This is a genomic window from Pseudomonas sp. RC10, assembly GCF_038397775.1.
GTDB lineage: Bacteria > Pseudomonadota > Gammaproteobacteria > Pseudomonadales > Pseudomonadaceae > Aquipseudomonas > Aquipseudomonas bambusae.
On the sequence record NZ_CP151650.1, the window covers coordinates 118,403 to 140,218 of the forward strand.

A 21,816-nucleotide genomic window follows, 5' to 3' on the forward strand; every position below is an offset into this window, starting at 1 on the left:
ACCGGTTCCAGAGCAGGAACCGCCAGGCTATCGGCTTTTATGAATGACAACGTGGAACCTACTGCCGGGTACTTCCATGCCCCCAGGTTTCGAGCCAATTTGAAGCCTGCAATGGAGCACCCTCTGCATGACTGATAGGTAATTTGTTACAGAGTTCTTCAAAGCTCAAGCGAATTTTTATACTTAGTGCAGGCGTCTAATCCGGCGCTCTCAGAGAGGGCGCCGAATCAAAGACTTACGACGGCATGTGAAATTTCGCGATGGGTTCGTGAAAGCGCAACAGGCGCCCCGCGTTGCCCAAAACCAGCAGCGTGCTGAGGTTGTGCAGCACAGCGGCGATCATCGCCCCCGCCGCACCGAGGACGCCAAAGGCTGCCAGTGCGACAATCGCCAGCGTCCATCCCAGCCCGATAATCACGTTCACCTGCAGCGTGGAGCGGCATTGGCGGCTCAGACGCACGCATGTGCCCAGACGACGCAAGTCACTGCCGATCAGCACGATGTCGGCAGAGGCCAGCGCAATGTCCGCACCACCCGCCCCCATCGCCACGCCGACGACGCCTGCCTTCAGCGCGAGGGAGTCGTTGATGCCGTCGCCCACGACCATGGGCCGGAAGCCACTCTTGATCTCGCCCATGACACGGTTGAGTTTGTCTTCGGGCAATGCCTGCGCGTGGATGTCGCGGATGCCGACCTCCGCGCCGAGGCTGTCCGCCACGCTCTGACGGTCGCCGGTCAGCAGCAACTGACGCCCCATTCCCAGCTCGCGCAGTTCGCTCAACGCCTGACGCGCCTCTGGTTTGAGGCTGTCCGCCAGCAGCAGCCAGGCCAGGAACACGCCATCGACCGCCAGCCCCGCAATCGGGCCGTCATGGTTTGGCACGGGCGAGGTTTCGATTCCCAGTTGCGCGAACAGCTCGGGACGGCCCATCGCCGCTTCGCCACGACCCGTTTGCGCGATGACCCCCAGCCCCTGACGTTCGCGAATGTCTTCCAGCGCCAGCAAATGATCCTTCTCCACCAGCCCTGCCAGCGCGCGACTGACCGGGTGGCTGCTGGCCGACCCGAGACTGGCCGCGAGCGTGATCACGTCATCGCCCGCGCCCTCTTCGGCTTGCACCGATTGCAAACGCAGACTGCCGTAGGTCAGCGTGCCGGTCTTGTCGACCACCAGGGAGGTCAGGTCCGCGAGCTCTTCAAGAAACGCCGAGCTGCGAATCAGAATGCCGTGGCGGGCCGCGACTGCGATCCCCGCGATGGCTGTGGCAGGTGCCGACAACACCAGCGCACAAGGACACGCCGCCACCAGCACAGCAAGCATCGCCTGCGCGTTGTTGGTAATGAACCAAGTGACCGCCGCGATCAGCAACACCAGCACCATGTAGCTGCCCGCGTAGCGCTCCAGCAGGCGCGTGATCGGCGGCTTCGAACGTTCGGCGTTCTGCATCAGCGCGATGACTTTGCCGAGCGTCGATTCGTTGCCGATGCGCGTCACTTCGATGCGCAGCAGACCGTCGAGGTTGATCGCGCCACCGAACACTTCCATGCCCGCACGCGCTTCGAGAGGCACTGATTCTCCCGTGATCGGCGCGGTGTCGAGACTGGCCTGACCCGACATCACCAAACCGTCAGCAGGCACCCGATCACCGGCGCGCACTTCGACGCGATCACCCGCGACGAGGGAGCCGTTGTCCACTTCCCGAATCGTGCCGTCTGCCCCGATCAAACGCGCATGGCTGCGGGTGAGTTTGCCGAGGGCCTGAATCGCCTCTTGCGAGCCGATGACGCTGCGCTCTTCCAGCACGTGGCCGAAGATCATGATGATCGGCAGCAGCGCGGCGGTCATCAGGTCGCCCGTGGCCCATGCACCGAGCATGGCCAGCGCGATGAGCTGATCCGTGATGCCGTGCAGGCTCGGGTAACGCAGGCTGTACCAACCGGCGCTGACCACGGGGATCGCCACCAGCAGCGAGGCGACGCCCAGCAGCAATTGGCTGACGCCGACCTGCTCAGGGGCGAAGAATCGCCAGACCAGCCCCAGCGCCAGCAAGCCCAGGGCGAGCATGGCCAAGGTCAGTTGTCGCGCAGCGCTGCGCTGTTCGTTGCTGGTCAGCATGCTGCCGGGCGCGGGCGCTTCGGCGTGGCCATGATCGTGCTCGTGGGTGTGGTCGTGGTTATGTGCGGCGTCGGCACTCATTTGTCGGCTCCCTGAATGATCAGGCGTGAATCGTCATGGGGATTGACCGTCGTCACGGAACCGGCCTGCTTGAGAATGCCCGGCACGCGCTCGCGGTAGATCCGCAGCAGCAGACCGGGGTCGCTCTTGTTCTGGATCGATTGCGCCAGACCGGTGACCGCAGCGGTGTCGGTCTGCGCCTTGGCCAGTCGCTCGGACGCCTGAGCATGGGCGACCTGCAAGGTGCGGTCGGCCTGCTGATTGGCAGTCTGGTTTTGCTTTTCAGCATCTGTGCGGGCGTTGGCCACGGCCTGGTCGGCTTGCTGGCTGGCGGTCAGCACGGCGTTGAAAGCGTTGACCGCAGCGGGTGGCAGGCTGGACTGCACGTCCACCCGCACCACTTCCACACCCAGACCAATGCCGGTCGCGGTCAGGTCTTCGAGGCGGGTATTGATGCCCTGCACCAGATCACCCCGCAGACGCTCACGGCGCTCGGCCGCCTGACTGTCGGAGCCTATCAGTTCGGGGCGCGCCACCAGAATCGTGTCCAGATCCCGCGCTGCCGTCAGGCTGACCGCGCTGCGATTGACCAGACGATCCAGCGCAGGCAACACGTGCTCACCCTGCAACACGAACTCACGGGGGTCGGTGACCTTGTAGTACGCCGTCACATCCAGCTGTACGACACCGGCATCGCCCGTCAGCAGGTAGCCCGAACCGGCCAGCGCGTCACTCATTGGCGTCGCGAAGCTGGTGACTTTGTCAGCGGCCTGGGCCGTGGGCGAGCGCAGCAGCGTTTCCACATGGCGTTCGATCACGCGATCCGCTGACGGCAGCAGCACCACTTGCTCGAAAGGCTGCGGCCAGGCGAGCAAGAGACCGGCGTTCTGCACGCGATCCAGCTCGCCAAAGCGGAAGACCACGGCGCGGTTTTGCGGATCGATCTGGCGCACGTTGGACACCGCCCAACCCAGTGCCGCCAACAACGTCACGACATACAAGCCCATGAACGCCAACCGACTTGCTTGCAGCCAAGGGCTGCTCACCGCCGGGCGCTCGATCGGGGTCGAGTCCTGCTCACTCATGGCTGCGTTCCAGCTTTGCCATCCGACTTGCCATCAAGGCTCGGCGGGCCATCCACCAATACGCGGAACGGCGCGGCGTCTGTGCGCAGGATCAGCTTGGTGGTCGGGCCGACCACGGTGCCGAGGGTGTCCAGCGAGCGCAGCAGGTTGTACAGCTGCGGCGAGCTGGCGTAAGCGCGGCCGTAGATGAGAGCGGCTTCGACGCGGGATTGCGCTTCGATGTCGGCAGCTTTGACGGTGGCGTCCGCTTCGACGATGCGCGCATCGCGTTCGGCTGCCGAGCGGATCTGCGCGGCTTCACGCTTGCCGATGGCCGTGCGTTCGGTGGCGATGGTTTCACGTTCGGCGCGCATGCGGTCGACCGTCGCGTTGAGGGTCACCGACGGCAGTGTAAGACGCTCGACGCCCACTTGCAGGACGCGTACGCCATAGGTCGTCAGCAATTGCTTGTCGATCTGCTGGCGCAGTTGGTTTTCGAAGTCGCCGATCCGCACTTGATTGGCGTCGGTGTTGATCAGGCTCGACAGGTCGAAGCTCGCGGCCGTGGTTTCCAGCGCCGAACCGACGAAGGTGCGGATCTGCCGCGCCGCTTCGTCCGGTTCGTTCTGCACCGCACGCATGAAGCGCTTCACGTTGTCGGGGTCGCCCTGCACCTGCCAGGCGACGTAGGCCTGCACGATGATGCGCAGGCCATCGCGGGTGCCCACGTCCTGCAAGCCGCTGGAGGTGGTGCGCAGCCTCAGGTCCACTGGAATCGCTGCCTCGAATGGCGCAGGCCAGCGCCAGCTCAAACCCGGGTCGAGCAGCACGCGGGACGGGTTACCGAAACGGGTGATGACAGTGGCTTCGCCAGAACGCACCTGCACCAGGCTCGCGGCTGCCACGGCAAACGCGATCAACACCGCTGCCAGCCCGGCGCGACGCCACGGAAAACCCACCGGCCCCGACGCTTCGCCGTGGTGGTGGCCATGGTGATGACCGTGACCGCCGTGGTCGTGACCTGAATGGTCGTGATGGTCGTGGGAATGAAACAGACTCAAGGGACGACTCCTTATTCAGCCATTGGCTGTTCAGCCGACTTTGGCGACGCCGCAGGGTCGACCGGGAGGGTGAAAGAACGCAGATCGATAGTGGGGGCGCTGGTGCCGCCCAGTCGATGATCCAGAACGAGCAATTTGGCGTGGGTCATGCCCAGGGTCAGTTGACTCAGATACTGCTCCAGCAGAAACGCCTGACCGGCCTTGGCGTAGCCTTGTTGTTCGGCGCTGAAACGCAGGTCCGCGCTTTGCGCCGTGGCCATGACTTCGCGGGACGTGGCGGCGGCTTGATCGTGCGCTACGCTGGCGTGCAACTGCGCCAGGTTGGCCTGATCGGCAGCGGCGCCTCGTTCGCGGGAAATGAGCGCTTGAGCGCTGATCTGCGCCGCTTGAACGGCGTGATACGCGTTGGCGGCACCGGCTGGCGGGTGAATCGATTCGACGACCGTCGCGAGGATTTCCACGCCGCTGTCGAGTTTTTTCAGGTCCCGCGCCACAGCAGTGCCAATGTCGGCGGCCAGATCAGTGCGCTGCTCGCCGAGCAATTCATCAAGGGTGCGCGAAGCGAAATCGTGGACCAGCACGCGGCTGGCGGTGCTGCGAATCAGGCTCGGAATGTCGGCGCTGTTGTAGGTCGCGGCCATAGCGGACTGATCGTCGAGACCGATACGGTAGACGAAGCGCACGTCCATGTTGACGATCTGGAAGCTCTGCTTGTCGCCCGAACCGCTGGCGATCACTTGGGATTTGTCGTTGATGTGGGTCGCGTCCCACAGTCGGTTCGCGACGGCAGGCGGTGGACCTTCAGCCGGATCGCGCACCTGTTCCGCGTCGTTGTTTTTGGCGTTGGTGCCCTCGGAAACGCTGGTCGCCAACTCGTGCACGACGCCATTCTCTACCGGCAACACCGTCCCGAACGGCCATGGCAGCCCGGCGTGCAGGCCCGGTCCCATGACTTCGACGGGCTTACCGAAACGCTCGTAAATGCCTCGCCCCTGCATCGGAATTTCGTGCACGCCGCTCAGGGCCCAACCCAACGCGACGATCACGGCCATGACGGGCAAGAAGGCGCGGCGCATGTAGGTAAACGCCCAGATCTGCCGCAGGTCGATGCCGAAGCGGTTGTGCAATTCGTTCTGCAGCGCAGTCAGCGGACGCGGCGGCCAGCGCAGGAGACCAGCAGCGAAACTGCTGGCGACCAGACGCGGCTCAAGCCGGTCGTTGCGCGGGCTGAAGACTGAAAGCAGTGCGCGGATCAGCAATTCCACCGCCACCAGTCCCGGCAGCAAGCCGATCAACACGGCCAGTCGTGCAGGCCAGACCCGCTCAACCGACGAAAAGAACAGACAGAGCGCCGCAATCAACAGCGTGCCAATGGCCATGCGCGTGATCTGCGCCAGTTGCTCGGCTTCAGGCCAGGACGCTTCGGATTCGTTGCTGAACTGGCGTTCCAGCACCAACAGACCAAAGCCGATCAGCAGCAAAAGACCGCCCACCACACTGCCGGTCAGGCCGACGTTGGTACCGATTAGTGTGAGGTTCCAGACCAACGAGATGCTGATCAGCGCCAACAGTGACCAGCCCGCGAGCCAGAACACCGACGCCCCGATCTGACCAACCATCGAGGTTCCGGCCCCGCCGATGCGACCGAGCATGCGGTCGTACCAGCCCTGCTCGTCGGCAACGACGTCTTCGTCCGGCACCACCGCCACGTCGTCAGGCGCGATGACACGGGCGCGCCACAAGGCCACCACCTGCGCCGACTGCATCGCCGACGCCAGCACCAGCAGGCTCGCGGCGCTGTTGGTCAGCACGGCGGTCCAGAGGGAATTAGGGGAAAACAGGTCAACGAATAACGAGAGCACCAGGCCGATCACGCCCATGGCGCCCAGCACGTAGGTCAATCGCGACAGGCGTCGAGCGTGAAAGCTCGCGCGCTGAAACCTCGGCAGACTTGCAGGCGTTGCACCTTCAACATCCAGATCAACCCGCATCGACACTCCACACCTTGCTGAACGCTGTAGTCATTACCCTGCCTGTCCACGTCGTGGGATACGCATCCCGAAACACAGTTTAACGGGGCGTTACGATATAACAGAAGTCGTGAAATTTTCGTCTGATCAATACGCCGGAACATGACGAATTATTCACTCAGACAGCCAGCAGACAGGTTAGCCCGCAAAGGGCGCCCCCACGACGTCATTTTCTGCGCGCGGGCCTTGCATCGGCGTGCGCCACAGCGTCAGATACCTCCTACAAAATTCCTCTAAAAACACACACCGTTGACCCGCCTTCTTCGATCCGCTCGACACGAGACGAGTGGCCGCTTGAAGGGTCAGCGCTGGAGCCCGTTTGATGCGTCAATTGCCTTCGCTGAACACCTTGCGCATCTTCGAAGAGGTCGCTCGGCATCGCAGTTTCAACAAGGCCGCGGAGTCGCTGAACGTGACACAAGGCGCTATCAGTCGGCAGATCAAGCAGCTTGAAGATTATCTGGGCATCACGCTGTTCATTCGCACGCCGCGAGGCCTGTCACTCACCGAGTCGGGTGCCGCACTGTCGCCGAATCTGGCCCAAGCGTTCGATCACATTGAACGTTCGCTGCAAGCCGTGCGTGTGCCGAACCTGCGCCAACGCCTGCGCATTCTCGCGCCGCCGACGTGGGCCACGCGCTGGCTGTCGGCGCAACTGCGCACCTTCGTGCAGCGTTATCCGGACATCAGCCTGAGCATCACCAACCAAGCGAATCACGACGGATATGCGGAAGTGGATTGTCACATCCGCTTCGGACTGGAGGCGGACACCCACTGTCATAGCCAATTGCTGGTCATGGAGCGGCATATCGCGGTGGCGAGTCCCGAGTTATTCGACAACGGTGAAGCGCCAGACCTGCGGCGTTTTCCGCTGCTGCACATTCTCCACGAAGGCAAGCGCCTGAAGGTGTGGGAGAACTGGCTGAGCGCGGTAGGAAGAGTCGACGTCGATGCGACGCAAGGGCTGGAATTCAGCACGCTGGATCAGGTGATCAACACCGCGCTGTCAGGGGGCGGACTGGCGGTGATCGACCGACAGATGATCGAGCGCGAGCTGGCCAATGGCAGCCTGCTGCCGATCACCCCGGTCGAAGTGATCGGCCCGTACGGCTATTGGCTCGACATCCCGAACGACAAATTCGGGCTGTCCAAGGTGCAGCTATTTACTGAGTGGTTGAGTTTGGTGAGTAATCCCTGATTCCAGCAGATCTCTCCATCTCCCATAAACATCCAGACAACCCAAAACGCTACGCCGAACGCTGTTCTGTAGGAGCCGCCTTGGTGGCGAAGGCGGTACACCTGACAGAGAAGTGTTGCCTGACACTCCGCTTTCGCCAGCTAGCCGGCTCCTACAGGACCGCGTCCGCCGCAGAGCGTCGAGGTGTCTGGGTTTTCTGTGGGAGACGCAGGAGGTTACGACGGCAGCGAAGGCGTAGCGCCTGACACTCCGCCTTCGCCAGCAAGCCGGCTCCTACATAGATTGCGTTACGCCTGAGACGTCAGAGGAGCCTCGGCAGAGGCGACGCTCGGACCCTCCTTCACCGTACACGCCTGATTCAACGTCAACGCTTTGGTTTCCGGCGCCCACGCCCAGGAGATGATTGCGCCCAGCGCCAGAATCGCCGCGAGAATGCCCATGGTCGGGCTCAAACCAATACCGGCGACGCTCACCGGCAACAGGAACGTGCTGATCGCCGACCCCAGACGGCTGACCGCCGTGGCCAAACCAATCCCGCTGGCGCGCACTTCGGTCGGGAAGCTTTCTGCCGGGAACACGCCCACCAGGTTGCTCACCGCTGACAGCACCACCGTGAACAGCGCAAACGCCAGCACCATCAGCAGCGTCGAGGCACTTGGCAGCACCGCCAACACAAACAACGCGATCGCCAGAATGATGAACGAGTTGATCAAGAAGCCTCGGCGGGTGAATTTCACCGTGCACCAGATGCCGATCAAGGCCCCTGCGATCAGCAGCATGTTCAGCATCAGCTCGGTGCCGAAGCCTTCCGCCAGGCCCATCTTCTGCAGAATCGACGGCAGGAAGGTGTAGATGGCGAAATACGGCATCACGATGCACACGAAGAACAGGCAGTTGAACAGCGTGCGCGTGCGGTACTCGGGGCTGAACAGAATCGCGTAACCCGAACGACGGTCGCTGGAGCGCTCTTCGTCCATGACTACGTGGTCGCCCAAGTGCTTTTTGACGATGGCGCGCGCTTCGGCGACGCGGCCCTGATTGATCAGCCAGCGAGGCGATTCGGGGGTGCCGATGCGCGCGATCAGGATCAACGCCGCCGGAATGGCCGAGGACGACAGTATCCAGTGCCAGGCGTCCTCGCCCAACGACAACATCGCCGTGCCCACGAAGGTTGCCGCCACGTAGCCGAAGGTCCAGATCACGCTGAACGAACCCAGCAGCACGCCGCGATGTTTCTTCGGCGAGAACTCGGCGAGCATGGCGTGGCCGACGCTGAAGTCGCCGCCCAGACCGATGCCGATCAGCACCCGACACAGGAACAGCTGCATCGCGGTTTCGGCGTAGAACTGCAGCACTGATGCCGCCGTGATCAGCACGAAGCTGACGAGAAAGATTTTCTGGCGGCCCAGCCGATCGGAAATCCAGCCGAAGAACAGACTGCCGAGAAACAGGCCGATCAGCGCCGACGCCCCAATCAGGCCCTGCCAGAACGCATCCAGGTGCAGCTGCGGGCTGAGCAGGGTAAACGCGATGCCGATCAGACCCAGAATGTAGCCATCAGTGAAGTGCGCACCGAACGTCAGGCCTGCAATCTTGATGTGAAATTTACCGATGGGCAGATCATCGATTTGTACCGGTTGAACAGACATGTTTGCCTCCAGTTATTGTTATTGACGGAGAAGCGAAACCAGAATTTTCCCGCTGGCTACCCAGCCGGCGGGATTCGACTGTAGGAGTGAGCTTGCTCGCGATGGCGGAGGGTCAATCACCACCTCAGCGAAAGACGAACCTATCGCGAGCAAGCTCACGCCTACAGAAAGGGGTAGCGAGACGGGTGCGTTCCCGCGCAGAGCGTGGGAACGATCAGCCGTCTAGAGCCCACCCATCAGCAGGTATTTGATTTCCAGATAGTCTTCCAGACCATACCGCGATCCTTCGCGCCCCAGGCCCGACTCCTTGATGCCGCCGAAAGGCGCCACTTCGGTGGAGATGATCCCTTCATTGATGCCCACCATCCCTGCTTCCAGCCCTTCGGCCACTCGCCACACACGTCCGATGTCGCGGCTGTAGACGTACGCCGACAGGCCAAACGGCGTGTCGTTGGCGCGGCGCAGCACTTCAGCTTCGTCCTTGAAGCGGAAACACGCGGCGACCGGGCCGAAGGTCTCTTCCTGAGCGATCAGCATCTGATCGTTCACTTCAGTAATCACGGTCGGCTCGAAGAACGTGCCGCCCAGCGCGTGACGCTGACCGCCACACAACAGCTTGCCGCCCTTCTCCAGCGCATCGCCGACGTGTTGCTCGACCTTGCCCAGTGCGGCGTTATTGATCAGCGGACCTTGCTCGGTTTCGCCTTCCAGGGCGTTGCCCACGCGCATCTTCGCCACAGCGTCCGCCAGCTTGCGGGTGAAGGCGTCGTACACGGCGTCTTGAATGAAGAAGCGGTTCACGCAGACGCAGGTCTGCCCGGTGTTGCGGAATTTCGAGGCCATGGCGCCTTTGACGGCGGCGTCCAGGTCGGCGTCGTCGAAGACAATGAACGGCGCGTTGCCGCCAAGTTCCAGCGAGACTTTTTTCAGCGTGTCGGCGGCCTGACGCATCAGCAATTTGCCGACGCGGGTCGAGCCGGTGAACGACAGTTTGCGCACCACAGACGACGCTTGCAGCGCGCCGCCAATGGCCACCGCATCGCCCGACACGACGTTGAACACGCCCGCTGGAATGCCTGCCTGTTCGGCCAGCACGGCCAGCGCGAATGCACACAGCGGGGTTTCCTCGGACGGCTTGAGAATCATCGTGCAGCCCGCCGCCAGTGCCGGGCCAACTTTGCGGGTGACCATCGCCAGCGGGAAGTTCCACGGAGTGATCGCCGCGACCACGCCGATGGCTTCCTTGGTGACGACGATGCGCGCATCGGCCTTGTGGCTCGGAATCACGTCGCCGTAGGCGCGCTTGGCTTCCTCGCCAAACCACTCCAGAAAGCTTGCGGCGTAGACGACCTCACCCATCGCTTCAGCAAACGGCTTGCCTTGCTCGCGGCTGAGCAGCGTCGCCAGCTCACGTTGATTGCTCAGCATCAGCTCGCTCCAGCGCTTGAGCTTCACGCTGCGTTCCTTCGCAGTCAGCTTGCGCCAGGCGGGCAGTGCGCGTTCAGCCGCGTCAATGGCGTGATTGGTTTCCTCGGTCCCGCCCTTCTGCACCTGAGCGATCAGCTCGCCGGTGGCGGGGTTGGAGACGGGGTACGTCGGGCCGCCCGTCGTCCATTGACCGTCGATGTAATGCCCGTTTCGGATCAGCGCGCTCATGCCACGGCCTCGGTCAGGCTGAACACATCAGTCGCAGGGCGTGCACTGCGCAGGATGCGTTTGCCAGCGGTGTAATCGTTGATCACGTCGCACGGCGTGTAGTTGCGCTCCAACTCGTACAGCTCATCAGCATCCAGTTTGGTTTCCAGCGCGGCCAAGGCGCTGTCGAACTGTTGCGTGGTGTCGGCGCCGACCAGCATGCAGTCGACACCCGGATGGTTGGCGACCCACGCCTGTGCGATCTGCGCGTTGGACACGCCACGACGCTGGGCCACGCGCTGCACCGAGTGCGCAATCTGGAACGAGGCTTCGTCGCTGTACATCTGTTGCGTGAAGAAGTCGGTCTGGTTGCGGGTCGATTGCACGTCGCCGGTCAACAGGCCACGCGCCAGCGGGCTGAACACGGAAACGCCCAGGCCCTGATCGCGGCAGAACGGAATCATCTCGCGCTCTTCTTCGCGGTAGGCGCAGTTCAGTTGCAGCTGCATGTTGATCGGCTTGACCCAGCCGTTGCGTTCGCAGGCCATGAAGATCTTCGCCAACTGGCCGGTGAGCATGGTCGAAACGCCGATGTAGCGTGCCTTGCCGGAGCGAACGATGTCGTTCATCGCGCTCATGGTTTCTTCGACGGGGGTGTTCACGTCGAAGTAATGCAGCATGAAGACGTCGACGTAATCCATGCCCAGACGGCTCAGGGAGGCGTCGATGCTGTCCATAATGTGTTTGCGCGAATGACCGCTGGCGTTTTTGCCGGAGCGGGTGCCGTAGCCGACCTTGGTGGTGATCACCAGGTCTTCGCGACGGGCCAGGCGCTTGACGATGCGGCCCACCACTTCTTCGCCGACGCCTGCGGAATAGAAGTCCGCCAGGTCGATGAAGTTGACGCCGTTTTCCAGCGCGTGACGCACGATCGGCTCGCTTTTCTTCTCGTCGAAGATCCACGGTTTCCAGTCAGGCGTGCCCATGTTCATGGTGCCCAGGCACAGCCGCGACACTTCGAGGCCCGAATTTCCCAAACGAATGTATTGCATGGCGCGGACCTTAGGCTTTTGGCGTGTAGAACGGGTTGCTGATGCGGTTGACCACGTCGGCCAGTTGCGAACGCTCAGGCTTGCCGGTCAGGGCTGCACGAATCGCGTTGCGGCAGGCGTTGTAGTTGTTCAGGTAGACGGCATCCAGATCGTCACAGGCCGGGTTGACCCAGTTGGCGGTGACGATGGCCCACTCGTCTTCGGCTTCGGCAGGCAAGGTGCCGTCGAGCAGCGCTTCAGTGACGGCCTTGGCGATACCGGCCTGAGACGCGCCCCACGTGGCGTTGCCGTGCAGGTCGCTGCCGATGGCGGCTTTGTTCACATAAAGCGTCATCGGTTTGACCGGGATGTTCGGCTGAGCGATGACCATGAACGGGCAGTGGCCCTGGCTTGGCGAGGCGAGGCTGTTGGCGAAGGCTTGTCCCGCAGGGCCGTTGCGCGGGCCGATCATGATGTTGATGTGGGCGGCGTTGACGCCTGGGCCTTCGAAGCCTTCACCGATGTACAGGTCGAGTTTTTTCATGGGGTGTTCTCCGGAACGGAAAAATGCGGGTGATCAGAACCGCACGCAGATGCCGGGCATCGCGTGGCGAATGAAGGAAGTCGGAGAGCGCCGCATGGGGCTGGACGGAATCGGGGCGTGCAGAGAGGTCATATCGCAAGCGCTCTTTGTTGTTGTGGGTGAGCTGTGATGCGATTTGTATCACCGGGGATTTCGGGGCCAGTAACCATAAAAACTCATGGGGGTATGAGTGCAGGTCATACCCGAACTTATCTATGTAGGAGTGAGCTTGCTCGCGATAGCAGTCTCTCGTTCACTGAAGGGGTGTCTGGATAAACGCATCGCGAGCAAGCTCACTCCTACAAGGTCGTGGCAATCTTCAGACCTCAGCACAACCCCAAACTTGCACTATGCTCCCAGAAAGTTATCCACAGGGGAGCGGCCCGCGATCATGCTGACCACACTCAAGACCTGGCTGCTCAAAATCCTGCATCCGGTGGCCAAGGTTCTGTTCGATGACGGCGTGCGCGCTATTCACGTGACGTCATGCGCGGGGCTCATTTCCGCGGCCGTCGGGATGCTGGTGGCCGCGTTTGCCGCGTACCCGCCGATCTTCCTGTTGATTCCGATCTGGATGCTGATTCGGATGCTGTTCAACGCGGTGGAAACGTTGCTGGTGACAGAGTTCGGACAACACTCCAGATTCGGCACCTGCGCCCGCGAGTTGAGCCGAGTTGTCGCCGAAACCGCTCTATTTCTGCCGTTTGCAGTGATTCCCAAGGTCAGCCTGTTGCTGGTGCTGACGGTCACGCTGCTGGCGATTTTCAGTGAATTCGCCGGTTTGCTCGGGCCGTTGATTAAGGCGTCTCGTCGGCGGGATGGCCCCCTGAAAAGCCACGTGCGCATGCTGTGTTTTGGTCTGTTTGGCGTAGGCATCGCCTCGGAGCGCGTCCTCACAGCGCCGATCAACATCATCATGGCAGTGATGGCCATTCTGCTGCTGGTGACTATCGTCAGACGCATTCGGGGCGCAGTGGCTGAAGTGACAAACCCTGCCACCACCCCTATCGCCAAGGTTTATGCACAAGATTGAAGAAAGTGTTTCAACAGCTTTACACACAGACTGCCAACACGTTATCCACAGGGCTCATTCCGTGCACCTATTCTTTTAGGAGACGCCGGAGCTCTCGACGGCAGCGAAAGCAATCATCCAGGCTTAAACCGTTTCAGCCTTGTAAAACCCTGGCCTTGACCTCACCTCACTCCTGAGTCGATATTACGGACATAATTTTTCTCTGATAGGGTCCATCGAGACATTCGCGGAGAGCGGACTACGCTTCCTCCACTGTTATTTCTTCATTCAGGAGTACGCTCATGAGTCACTACGACGTTGTCATTATTGGCGGCGGCCCAGGCGGCTACAACGCGGCCATTCACGCCGGTCAGAAAGGCTTGAAGGTCGCCTGCATCGAAGGCCGCGAGACCTTGGGTGGCACCTGCCTGAATGTGGGATGCATCCCGTCCAAATCCCTGCTGCACGCCTCTGAGTTGTACGAAGCGGCGACAGGCGATGAATTCAAAAAGCTCGGCATTGAGGTCACGCCGACCCTGAATCTGGCGCAGATGATGGCGCAGAAGGTCGAGAGTGTGACCGGCCTGACCAAGGGCATCGAGTTCCTGTTTCGCAAGTACAAAGCCGAGTGGATCAAGGGCTGGGGGCGTCTGGCCGGGCCGGGCAAGGTCATCGTCACCGATGCCAGCGGCGCCGAAACCGAGCTGACGGCCAAGGACATCATCATCGCCACTGGCTCCGAACCGACCCCGCTGCCGGGCGTGACCATCGATAACCAGCGCATTCTCGATTCAACCGGCGCGCTGTCCTTGAGCGAAGTACCCAAGCACTTGGTAGTGATTGGTGCAGGTGTGATCGGCCTTGAGCTGGGGTCCGTCTGGCGTCGTCTGGGGGCCAAAGTCACGGTCGTGGAATTCCTCGATCACGTGGCCCACGGCTCGGATCTGGAGACTGGCAAGACCCTGCATCGCTCACTGTCGCGCCAAGGCATGAATTTCAAACTCAGCTCCAAAGTAACGTCGGCCGTCGCCAGTGACACAGGCGTGAGCCTGACAGTCGAACCCGCCGCCGGTGGCGAAGCCGAAGTGATCGAAGCGGACTACGTGCTGGTGTCCATCGGCCGACGTCCGGTCACGAAAGGTCTGGGGCTGGAAACAGTGGGGCTTGAAGTCGACAAGCGTGGCGTCCTGGCCAACAAGGGCCATCGCACGTCAGTGGACGGCATCTGGGTGATCGGCGACGTGACCTCCGGCCCGATGCTCGCGCACAAGGCCGAAGACGAAGCAGCAGTGTGCGTCGAGCGGATCGTCGGCAAGAAGGGCGAGCTGAATTACAACCTGATCCCCAACGTGATTTACACCTGGCCGGAGCTGGCCAGCGTCGGTAAGACCGAGGAGCAATTGAAGGAGGAAGGCCGCGCCTACAAGGTGGGAAAATTCCCGTTCAGCGCCAACAGCCGGGCCAAGGTCAATCACGAAACAGACGGCTTCGCCAAAGTGCTGGCTGATGAAAAAACCGACGAGATTCTGGGCGTGCATCTGGTTGGGCCAAGCGTCAGCGAGATGATTGCCGAGTATTGCGTGGCGATGGAGTTTGCAGCGTCGGCGGAAGACGTCGCGCTGACCTGCCATCCGCACCCGACCCGCTCCGAGGCCTTGCGCCAGGCGGCGATGGCAGTGGGTGGGCATACGACGCAGGCGTGAGCCCAAGGTCGACGATTGAACCGCGGCCTGTTGATGACCCTGTGGGACTGAATTTATTCGCGATTGGCCAGTGCAGGCGATACACCTCTGTCGTCTGCCTCATTTTTCGCGAATGAATTCGCTCCCACAGAAATTCGAGGCTGCCACGGCATTTGAAGTCCGATGAAGGCTCAACTGTGGGAGCGAATTTATTCGCGATTGGCCGGTGCAGCCGATACACCTCTATCGTCTGCCCGATTTCTCGCGAATGAATTCGCTCCCACAGAAATCCGGGATCGGTCTGTCACACCGGCAAATGCCCCAAAGGCAACGGCCCTTGCTGCTTGAGGGTGCGAATCGCGAAGTTGCTGCGAATGTCCCGCACGCTGGGCATTTTCAGCAGCGTGTCGGTGAGAAACCGGTCGTAGCTGCGTAAGTCTGGCACCACGACGTGCAGCAGAAAATCTGACTCGCCCGAAACGATGTGCGCTGATATCACCTCAGGCAACACCGACACCATCTGTTGAAATTTCTGCGCCTCGTCTTCGTGATGGCGGTCAACTTTCACCCCGATGAACACCGTCAACCCTAGCCCCACTGCATCGGCATCCAGCGTTGCCTGGTAGCCGCTGATCACCCCCGCCTCTTCCAATTGCCTGACCCGTCGCAGGCATGGCGAAGCTGACAATCCGATCTCATCTGCCAGTTGAACGTTGGTCAATCGACCGTCCCGTTGCAAAGCATTGAGAATGCGGCGGTCATAGGCGTCGAGCTTCACATTTGACGGATTTGGCACAAAAGACCCCATTTCAGCATGGCTATAAGCAGAAGATGCCAATACTAAGCCGTTCAGGGGTCAAACACGCAAGCACCTGCCCCACCCTCTCGCCTTAGAATTTCCTTCCATCACCCCTTCATCCGAGAGCCGAACCATGGAAAACATCGCGCTGTTTATCGCCGCCCTGTCGATGATCCTGCTGGTGCCGGGCCCAGACATGATTCTGCTGCTCCAGACCGGCGCCCGTCACGGTCGTGGCAAAGCACTGGCGACGGCGCTCGGATTGGCCATCGCCCGTGGCGGTCATGTGGCGTTGGCTGCGCTGGGGCTGGCAACGCTATTCAAAGTCTCGCCCTGGACATTCGAAGCGGTGCGCATCATCGGCGCCGCATACCTGCTGTGGCTGGGGCTCAAGATGTTCAAACCGGGCGCGATGAGCATGACGGCCCAAGGCGGCGAGGGTGGGACGGCGCTCTCTTGGCGCGCAGCCGTCGGGCGCGGGCTTTTGACCAACCTGCTCAACCCCAAAGCCCTGCTGTTTTGCTCGGTACTGCTACCGCAATTCATCGACCCACACGCGGGTTCGGTGGCCGGGCAGTTCGCTGCACTGGGGGTAATTCTGGTGCTGGTCGGCCTGTCGTTCGACAGCGTGTACGCAATGGCAGGCGGCTGGATCGGTCGATGGCTGGCCCGCTGCACGACCGCGCAACGCATTCAACAATGGGTGTTCGGCACGATGCTGATCGGTTTCGCCGTGCGTCTGGCTTTTATCCAGCAGGCGTGAACACCTCACCTGAAACACAACCCGCAATACTCTGAATGCTCACAAGTAGCCCTCTGAAACGATTTTTTCTCTTTTTTGCGAACAAGATGCCGAGATTGTTATCTGTTTGTTGGTAATTTGCGTTCGGCAAGGATTGGGAAAGCGCACTTTCATGTGCAGGAAGGCACGGCATTTCTTCAGAGGCTTCACCTTATGAATCGCAGGAATCTACTGAAAGCTTCCATGGCGCTGGCAGCCTATAGCGCGCTGCCAGCCACGGGTCTTTATGCAGCACGCGCCCTGGCGGCAGCAGCAGATGGCGACATCGAACATTTCGACTTCAAAACGTTGCAAGACCTCGCCAAACAGATGGCCGGCAAAGCCTACGTCAGCACCAAGCAAAACTTGCCGCCCACGCTGGCAAATATGACGCCTCAGCAGTTCAACGCGATCAAATACGACGCAGGCCATTCCCTTTGGAATGACGTCAAAGGCCAGTTGGACGTGCATTTCTTCCACGTCGGCGCAGGCTTCAAGACGCCGGTGCGCATGTACAGCGTGGACCCCGCGACGAACGAGGCGCGTGAGGTGCATTTCCGCCCCGAGCTGTTCAACTATGAAGCCAGCCGCATCGATCAGACCCAACTCAAGGGTGATCTGGGCTTTGCTGGCTTCAAGCTGTTCAAGGCCCCGGAAATCGCGATCAACGACATTCTGTCGTTCCTCGGCGCCAGCTACTTCCGCGCTATCGACAGTAACAAGCAGTACGGCCTGTCGGCCCGAGGCCTGGCGATCGACACCTACGCTCACAAGCCCGAAGAGTTTCCTGACTTCACCAAGTTCTGGTTCGAAAAACCCACCAAGGACGCCACCCGCTTCGTGGTCTACGCGCTGCTGGATTCGCCGAGCGCGACCGGTGCCTACAAATTCGATATCGATTGCCAGGCTGATCGCGTGGTCATGGACATCGACGCGCACATCAACGCCCGCGCCGACATCGAACAAATGGGCATTGCGACCATGACCAGCATGTTCAGCTGCGGCACTCATGAACGCCGGATGTGCGACACCATTCACCCGGAAATCCATGACTCGGACCGCCTGGCCATGTGGCGGGGCAACGGCGAGTGGATCTGCCGTCCGCTGAACAACCCGGCGAAGCTCCAGTTCAACGCCTTTGCCGACAAAGACCCGAAAGGTTTTGGCCTGGTACAGACCGATCACGAGTTCAAGACCTATCAGGACACCGTCGACTGGTATCACCGTCGACCCAGCCTGTGGGTCGAGCCGACGACGGCCTGGGGCGAGGGCTCCATCGATCTGATGGAGCTGCCGACCACCGGCGAGACGCTGGATAACATCGTTGCGTTCTGGAACCCGAAAGTGCCGATCAAGGCCGGAATGTCGATGAATTACGGCTACAAGCTGTATTGGAGCCCGCTGCCGCCGGTGAGCACGCCATTGGCGCAGGTACACGCGACACGTTCGGGCATGGGCGGCTTCATCGAAGGCTGGGCACCCGGCGAGCATTACCCGGATGTCTGGGCACGCCGCTTTGCGGTGGACTTCAATGGTGGGGGCATCGACCGGCTGCCGGAAGGCTCGGCCATCGAGCCGATGGTTACCGTGTCGAGCGGCAAAGTGCAGGATTTCAACGTACTGGTGCTGCCGGATATCAAAGGCTTCCGCGTGAGCTTTGACTGGTACCCGACCAGTGATTCGGTGGACCCGGTGGAGATGCGCATGTTCATCAAGACTGGCGACCGTACGCTGAGCGAGACCTGGCTGTATCAGTACTTCCCGCCTGCGGCTGATAAGCGTAAATACACCTGAGTTCGAGGTCCGGACTCTGATCCGGTGATGAACCCTTTGTGGGAGCGAATTCATTCGCGAAGTTCGGTCAGGCGATAGAGATGCGTCGTCTGTACCCGCATTCGCGAATGAATTCGCTCCTACAGTTGAATCCGCGTCTGTCTTTCGTTTCGTGGCGTTGATGAACTTCTGTAGGAGCGAATTTATTCGCGAAGGTTGTTCAGGCGGTGGCGATGGGTCGAACGAGGCGGATATGTAACGAAAATGAGCCATAGGATTGAAGAACAAGGCTCATCTTTTTCCTCCATTTATTAGCGTCAATTTTTACACTCTCAGTAATTTCAATAAGTTACACACTCTGATTTTTAAGCCTTATTCAAACTGTCCGAAAATTTGACTATTTCATTGACAGCCCTTTGATCTGCGGCTGATATATCCCCTGTCACGCCGCTTTGAGAGGGACCCCATTCGGCAATTCCCTCCCGTCACGGCCCTCCAGCACACAAGGATTTACCGGTTTCATCGACGGCGTTTGCCGACGTCGGTGAGCGGTAGCGTGGCCACGATGCTTCTTTCATTTGTCACCCCATATTCGATCCAGCGCGCCTGAGAGGCTGTTCCCATGATGTCGCCTACCCCCGCTTACGTTGAAAAGCCGTCGATCCTGTCCTTCGACAAATCGACGGCCATCGTGCTGGTCGCGATCAGCCTGATTCTGGTCGAGACCTTCTCTGGCGCCTTGCGCTTCTACCTGGACAAAGCGGGCATCTCGGTGTTGCTGTACGCCCCGAAAGTCGCCTGCCTGCTGTTCTTCGCGCTGGAACTCGGCCGGTTCAAGGCAGGGCCTGGTGTGTGGCTCAGCTTCATCGCCTTGTTACTGTCGTCTGCATGGGCGGTGCTGAATGGCGCGGGGGCAGGAAACTTCGCTTTTGCCTTGTACGGCATCAGCCCGTTGCTGTTCGGACTGGCGTGCGGCGATCAGATCACCAAGCACAAACGGCTGTTCATGTGGGCCATCGCCTTTGCACTGGCGGCCTCGCTGGCGGGCATCGCGATGGACAAGTACACCGACCTGCCGTGGAAGGGCTACAGCTACAGCATTGGCGGCACCGAGCTGAGCGCCAACACAACCTGGGCCTCCGAAGACGCCGACCGACCTGCCGGGTTCGCCCGGATTTCCAGCGCGCTGGCGATCATCATCTCGATTTTCAGCCTGTACCTGATGACCACCGTACGTTCGAGAATGCTGGCCATCGCCATCTGCGCCGCCGGGCTGGCGGGGGTGATTCTGACCACCAGTAAAGCGCCGGTCCTGGCCTTCGCGGGCGCCGTTGGCCTGCTGTTGATCACTCGCTTTCGATGGACCACCCGCGGTGCCATCGTGGTGGCGGTGTTGCTCGGGATGGCGTTGCCGTTCGTGGCGATGATGTACGACTTCGACCCCAACAAAATCTCGACTGGCAGCTCGCTGTCATCGATTTACGACCGCCTCGTCAACACTTGGCCAAACGTGATCCGCGAGCTGGTCAGCGAAGACCGCGCCTACACCGGGGCAGGATTTGGGCTAGTGGGCAGTTCGGTGGCGGCATTCCCTGTGATCGGTGCAGACCTGTTCATGGTTTCCGACAGCACCGTCGTTTACCTCTGGGCGGCCTTTGGCGTGGCGGGGTTGTTCCTCTACGCGCTGCACATCCCGCTGTTCATCACTCTGGCTGACATCACGACCCGCTATGGCCGGGCGATGCTGGCCACCAGCTTCTGCATCTGCATCGTCAGTTGGACGACTGACACACTTGAAGTAACGCTGGCGAACCTGTTCCTCGGCATGGCCATCGGGCATGCCATGGCGGCGAGGTCGCACGTGAAGGCCGTCGCCCCAAAGCCGGTTGAAGCGGCACCCTGGGTCGGTCTCCCCGGCCTGAGCTGATCCCACAAAGGAATGCGTGCGCATGAGCCTATTGCGTATTGGCCGTGGAAGCCTGTTGCTGCTGTCGTGCCTGATCTCTACTTACGTCACGGCTGCCGATTCATTCATCGTCGGTGTCGCCACCCACTCGATGAACAACGTTAACCAGCCACTGCGCAGTCTGGAGCTGGCCAGCCTGGCGGGCGTCACCTCGGTGCGTGATGACGGGTTCTGGTCCACGGCTGAACCGGCGCCCAATCAGCTGCAAATCATCCCGCCATGGCGGGCGTGGCTCGCCAAGGCCAACGCGTTGAACCAAGCACCGATGGTCATCCTGGGTTACGGCACGTCCTTCAATGGCAACGCCAAGCCGCGCACGCCCGAGGTGAAGATTCCGTACCTTAAGTACGTCGATTACCTCACCCGACAGTTGGGCAATCCGGTGAAGTACTACGAGGTTTGGAACGAGTGGGACATCGAGGGGCCAACCGACTCACGCCTTAGCCGGGATTACGTCGCCATCGTGAAGGAAGCAGCACCGATCATTCGCAAAAACAATCCGCAGGCCAAAGTGCTGGCGGGTGCGGTGACGTCCACGGGCATCAAGGGTGGTTTCGTGGATCGCCTGCTGACGGCGGGCATCATGAATTACGCGGACGGCATTTCGCTCCATCCTTACGTGCACTGCGAGGGACGCGACCACAACACGCCGGAAAGCTGGATCAACTGGATGCGCGATCTGGACCGGCGCTTTACTGGTCTGGCCCATAAGCCTGTGCCTCTGTACCTGACCGAAATGAGCTGGCCAAGTCATGAGGGCAATTGCGGCATCGACACTACGCGTCAGGCCGCTTACCTGGCCCGGGCCTGGTTTCTCGCTCGCACTGTGCCTTCGATCAAGGGCATCTGGTGGTACGACCTGATCAACGATGGCAACAAGCGCGACGATCAGGAACACAACTTTGGCCTGCTGAACGTGGACCTGAGCCCCAAACCGGCCTACTCGGTGCTCAAAGCGATCAGCCCCTACCTGAAAGACTTCGAGTACGACGCCAGCGCCAGTTTGCAGTCTGACGGCCTCTACAAACTGGTGTTCAGCGATGGACGCGAGCGGATCATCGTGGCCTGGGCCACGGGACGCACCCGGGAAGACCAAGTGGTCAGCCACGCGATGAACAACGCGCCGTTGCGGGTGCTCGATACGCAAATGGCGAGCAAGGGGATGGTAACCAGCGAGCAACGCTGGAGCTGCACCGGCGACCGTTGTACAGCGTCTGTCAGTCTTAACGAGTTTCCAAAAATCATCCGGCTAAGCCCCGGCGCCTGACTCAACCACCCTGAAAAGCCCGCCTGACCTCGTCTGCGCGGGCTTTTTTCGTGGTTTTTCGTGAAACGACCTGCAAATAGTGGCATTACGACACATGCCCGACATTTTC

Annotated in this window: 16 protein-coding genes; 7 read left to right on the plus strand and 9 right to left on the minus strand. The window is 60.9% G+C overall.

Annotation, left to right across the window (positions count from 1 at the left end):
* Nucleotides 1-235: 235 nt before the first annotated feature.
* The 4 genes from AAEO81_RS00555 to AAEO81_RS00570 all read right to left on the minus strand — a co-directional run bounded on the left by AAEO81_RS00555 (nt 236) and on the right by AAEO81_RS00570 (nt 6,292).
* Nucleotides 236-2,116 (minus strand): cation-translocating P-type ATPase, encoded by a 1,881-nt coding sequence (locus AAEO81_RS00555; protein ID WP_341964659.1) that lies wholly within the window; start codon nt 2,114-2,116, stop codon nt 236-238.
* Nucleotides 2,117-2,193: 77 nt separating this feature from the next.
* Entirely contained in the window at nt 2,194-3,261 is a 1,068-nt protein-coding gene (locus AAEO81_RS00560; RefSeq protein WP_341960982.1) for a protease modulator HflK, read from the minus strand.
* Nucleotides 3,258-4,301: a protease modulator HflC gene (locus AAEO81_RS00565; RefSeq protein ID WP_341960984.1), complete on the minus strand. Its 1,044-nt coding sequence runs from the start codon at nt 4,299-4,301 to the stop codon at nt 3,258-3,260. The genes AAEO81_RS00560 and AAEO81_RS00565 overlap by 4 nt, the downstream gene beginning before the upstream one ends.
* Before the next feature lie 11 nt (nt 4,302-4,312).
* Nucleotides 4,313-6,292 carry a protease modulator HflK gene (locus AAEO81_RS00570; RefSeq protein ID WP_341960986.1) on the minus strand — a complete coding sequence of 660 codons (1,980 nt, stop codon included), beginning with the start codon at nt 6,290-6,292 and terminating at the stop codon, nt 4,313-4,315.
* A 361-nt stretch (nt 6,293-6,653) separates the two neighbouring features.
* Between AAEO81_RS00570 and AAEO81_RS00575 the strand changes: the two genes are divergently transcribed.
* Nucleotides 6,654-7,529: a LysR substrate-binding domain-containing protein gene (locus AAEO81_RS00575; RefSeq protein ID WP_341960987.1), complete on the plus strand. Its 876-nt coding sequence runs from the start codon at nt 6,654-6,656 to the stop codon at nt 7,527-7,529.
* Between the two features lie 287 nt (nt 7,530-7,816).
* On the opposite strand, the gene AAEO81_RS00580 is transcribed toward AAEO81_RS00575, so the two are convergent.
* The 4 genes from AAEO81_RS00580 to fae all read right to left on the minus strand — a co-directional run bounded on the left by AAEO81_RS00580 (nt 7,817) and on the right by fae (nt 12,388).
* Complete coding sequence (locus AAEO81_RS00580; RefSeq protein WP_341960988.1) at nt 7,817-9,178, minus strand: MFS transporter; 1,362 nt, start codon at nt 9,176-9,178, stop codon at nt 7,817-7,819.
* Between the two features lie 222 nt (nt 9,179-9,400).
* Nucleotides 9,401-10,834, minus strand: a complete 1,434-nt coding sequence (locus AAEO81_RS00585) for an NAD-dependent succinate-semialdehyde dehydrogenase (protein WP_341960989.1) — start codon at nt 10,832-10,834, stop codon at nt 9,401-9,403.
* Complete coding sequence (locus AAEO81_RS00590) at nt 10,831-11,865, minus strand: aldo/keto reductase (RefSeq protein ID WP_341960990.1); 1,035 nt, start codon at nt 11,863-11,865, stop codon at nt 10,831-10,833. Before AAEO81_RS00590 ends, AAEO81_RS00585 begins: the two co-directional genes overlap by 4 nt.
* Before the next feature lie 10 nt (nt 11,866-11,875).
* On the minus strand, nt 11,876-12,388 hold the full coding sequence (fae, locus tag AAEO81_RS00595) for a formaldehyde-activating enzyme (RefSeq protein WP_341960992.1): 513 nt from the start codon (nt 12,386-12,388) through the stop codon (nt 11,876-11,878).
* A 430-nt stretch (nt 12,389-12,818) separates the two neighbouring features.
* Here fae and AAEO81_RS00600 point away from each other — a divergent pair, with 430 nt between their 5' ends.
* Nucleotides 12,819-13,460, plus strand: coding sequence for a CDP-alcohol phosphatidyltransferase family protein (locus AAEO81_RS00600; RefSeq protein WP_341960994.1), 642 nt, complete (start codon nt 12,819-12,821; stop codon nt 13,458-13,460).
* 281 nt (nt 13,461-13,741) lie between these two features.
* On the plus strand, nt 13,742-15,142 hold the full coding sequence (gene lpdA, locus AAEO81_RS00605; RefSeq protein ID WP_341960995.1) for a dihydrolipoyl dehydrogenase: 1,401 nt from the start codon (nt 13,742-13,744) through the stop codon (nt 15,140-15,142).
* Nucleotides 15,143-15,425: 283 nt separating this feature from the next.
* Here lpdA and AAEO81_RS00610 read toward each other — a convergent pair whose 3' ends face one another.
* The gene (locus AAEO81_RS00610) at nt 15,426-15,899 is read right to left on the minus strand and encodes an Lrp/AsnC family transcriptional regulator (protein ID WP_341964660.1); all 474 of its coding nucleotides are present in this window, start codon (nt 15,897-15,899) and stop codon (nt 15,426-15,428) included.
* Nucleotides 15,900-16,053: 154 nt separating this feature from the next.
* Between AAEO81_RS00610 and AAEO81_RS00615 the strand changes: the two genes are divergently transcribed.
* From AAEO81_RS00615 to AAEO81_RS00630, 4 genes are all read left to right on the plus strand, one after another.
* Complete coding sequence (locus tag AAEO81_RS00615; RefSeq protein ID WP_341960997.1) at nt 16,054-16,683, plus strand: LysE family translocator; 630 nt, start codon at nt 16,054-16,056, stop codon at nt 16,681-16,683.
* A 192-nt stretch (nt 16,684-16,875) separates the two neighbouring features.
* A complete protein-coding gene (locus tag AAEO81_RS00620) occupies nt 16,876-18,495 on the plus strand; it encodes a glucan biosynthesis protein D (RefSeq protein ID WP_341960999.1) in 1,620 nt (539 codons plus the stop codon).
* A gap of 601 nt (nt 18,496-19,096) precedes the next feature.
* The gene (locus AAEO81_RS00625) at nt 19,097-20,401 is read left to right on the plus strand and encodes a hypothetical protein (protein ID WP_341961000.1); all 1,305 of its coding nucleotides are present in this window, start codon (nt 19,097-19,099) and stop codon (nt 20,399-20,401) included.
* Nucleotides 20,402-20,423: 22 nt separating this feature from the next.
* Nucleotides 20,424-21,707, plus strand: a complete 1,284-nt coding sequence (locus AAEO81_RS00630; protein ID WP_341961002.1) for a hypothetical protein — start codon at nt 20,424-20,426, stop codon at nt 21,705-21,707.
* Nucleotides 21,708-21,816 lie beyond the last annotated feature (109 nt).

Excerpts from the sequence above, each read along its gene's own strand:
- AAEO81_RS00555 (WP_341964659.1), bottom strand. The coding sequence starts at position 2,116 with ATGCTGACCAGCAACGAACAGCGCAGCGCTGCGCGACAACTGACCTTG.
- AAEO81_RS00560 (WP_341960982.1), bottom strand. The coding sequence starts at position 3,261 with ATGAGTGAGCAGGACTCGACCCCGATCGAGCGCCCGGCGGTGAGCAGC.
- AAEO81_RS00570 (WP_341960986.1), bottom strand. The coding sequence starts at position 6,292 with ATGCGGGTTGATCTGGATGTTGAAGGTGCAACGCCTGCAAGTCTGCCG.
- AAEO81_RS00575 (WP_341960987.1), top strand. The coding sequence starts at position 6,654 with ATGCGTCAATTGCCTTCGCTGAACACCTTGCGCATCTTCGAAGAGGTC.
- AAEO81_RS00580 (WP_341960988.1), bottom strand. The coding sequence starts at position 9,178 with ATGTCTGTTCAACCGGTACAAATCGATGATCTGCCCATCGGTAAATTT.
- AAEO81_RS00585 (WP_341960989.1), bottom strand. The coding sequence starts at position 10,834 with ATGAGCGCGCTGATCCGAAACGGGCATTACATCGACGGTCAATGGACG.
- AAEO81_RS00590 (WP_341960990.1), bottom strand. The coding sequence starts at position 11,865 with ATGCAATACATTCGTTTGGGAAATTCGGGCCTCGAAGTGTCGCGGCTG.
- fae (WP_341960992.1), bottom strand. The coding sequence starts at position 12,388 with ATGAAAAAACTCGACCTGTACATCGGTGAAGGCTTCGAAGGCCCAGGC.
- AAEO81_RS00600 (WP_341960994.1), top strand. The coding sequence starts at position 12,819 with ATGCTGACCACACTCAAGACCTGGCTGCTCAAAATCCTGCATCCGGTG.
- lpdA (WP_341960995.1), top strand. The coding sequence starts at position 13,742 with ATGAGTCACTACGACGTTGTCATTATTGGCGGCGGCCCAGGCGGCTAC.
- AAEO81_RS00615 (WP_341960997.1), top strand. The coding sequence starts at position 16,054 with ATGGAAAACATCGCGCTGTTTATCGCCGCCCTGTCGATGATCCTGCTG.
- AAEO81_RS00620 (WP_341960999.1), top strand. The coding sequence starts at position 16,876 with ATGAATCGCAGGAATCTACTGAAAGCTTCCATGGCGCTGGCAGCCTAT.
- AAEO81_RS00625 (WP_341961000.1), top strand. The coding sequence starts at position 19,097 with ATGATGTCGCCTACCCCCGCTTACGTTGAAAAGCCGTCGATCCTGTCC.
- AAEO81_RS00630 (WP_341961002.1), top strand. The coding sequence starts at position 20,424 with ATGAGCCTATTGCGTATTGGCCGTGGAAGCCTGTTGCTGCTGTCGTGC.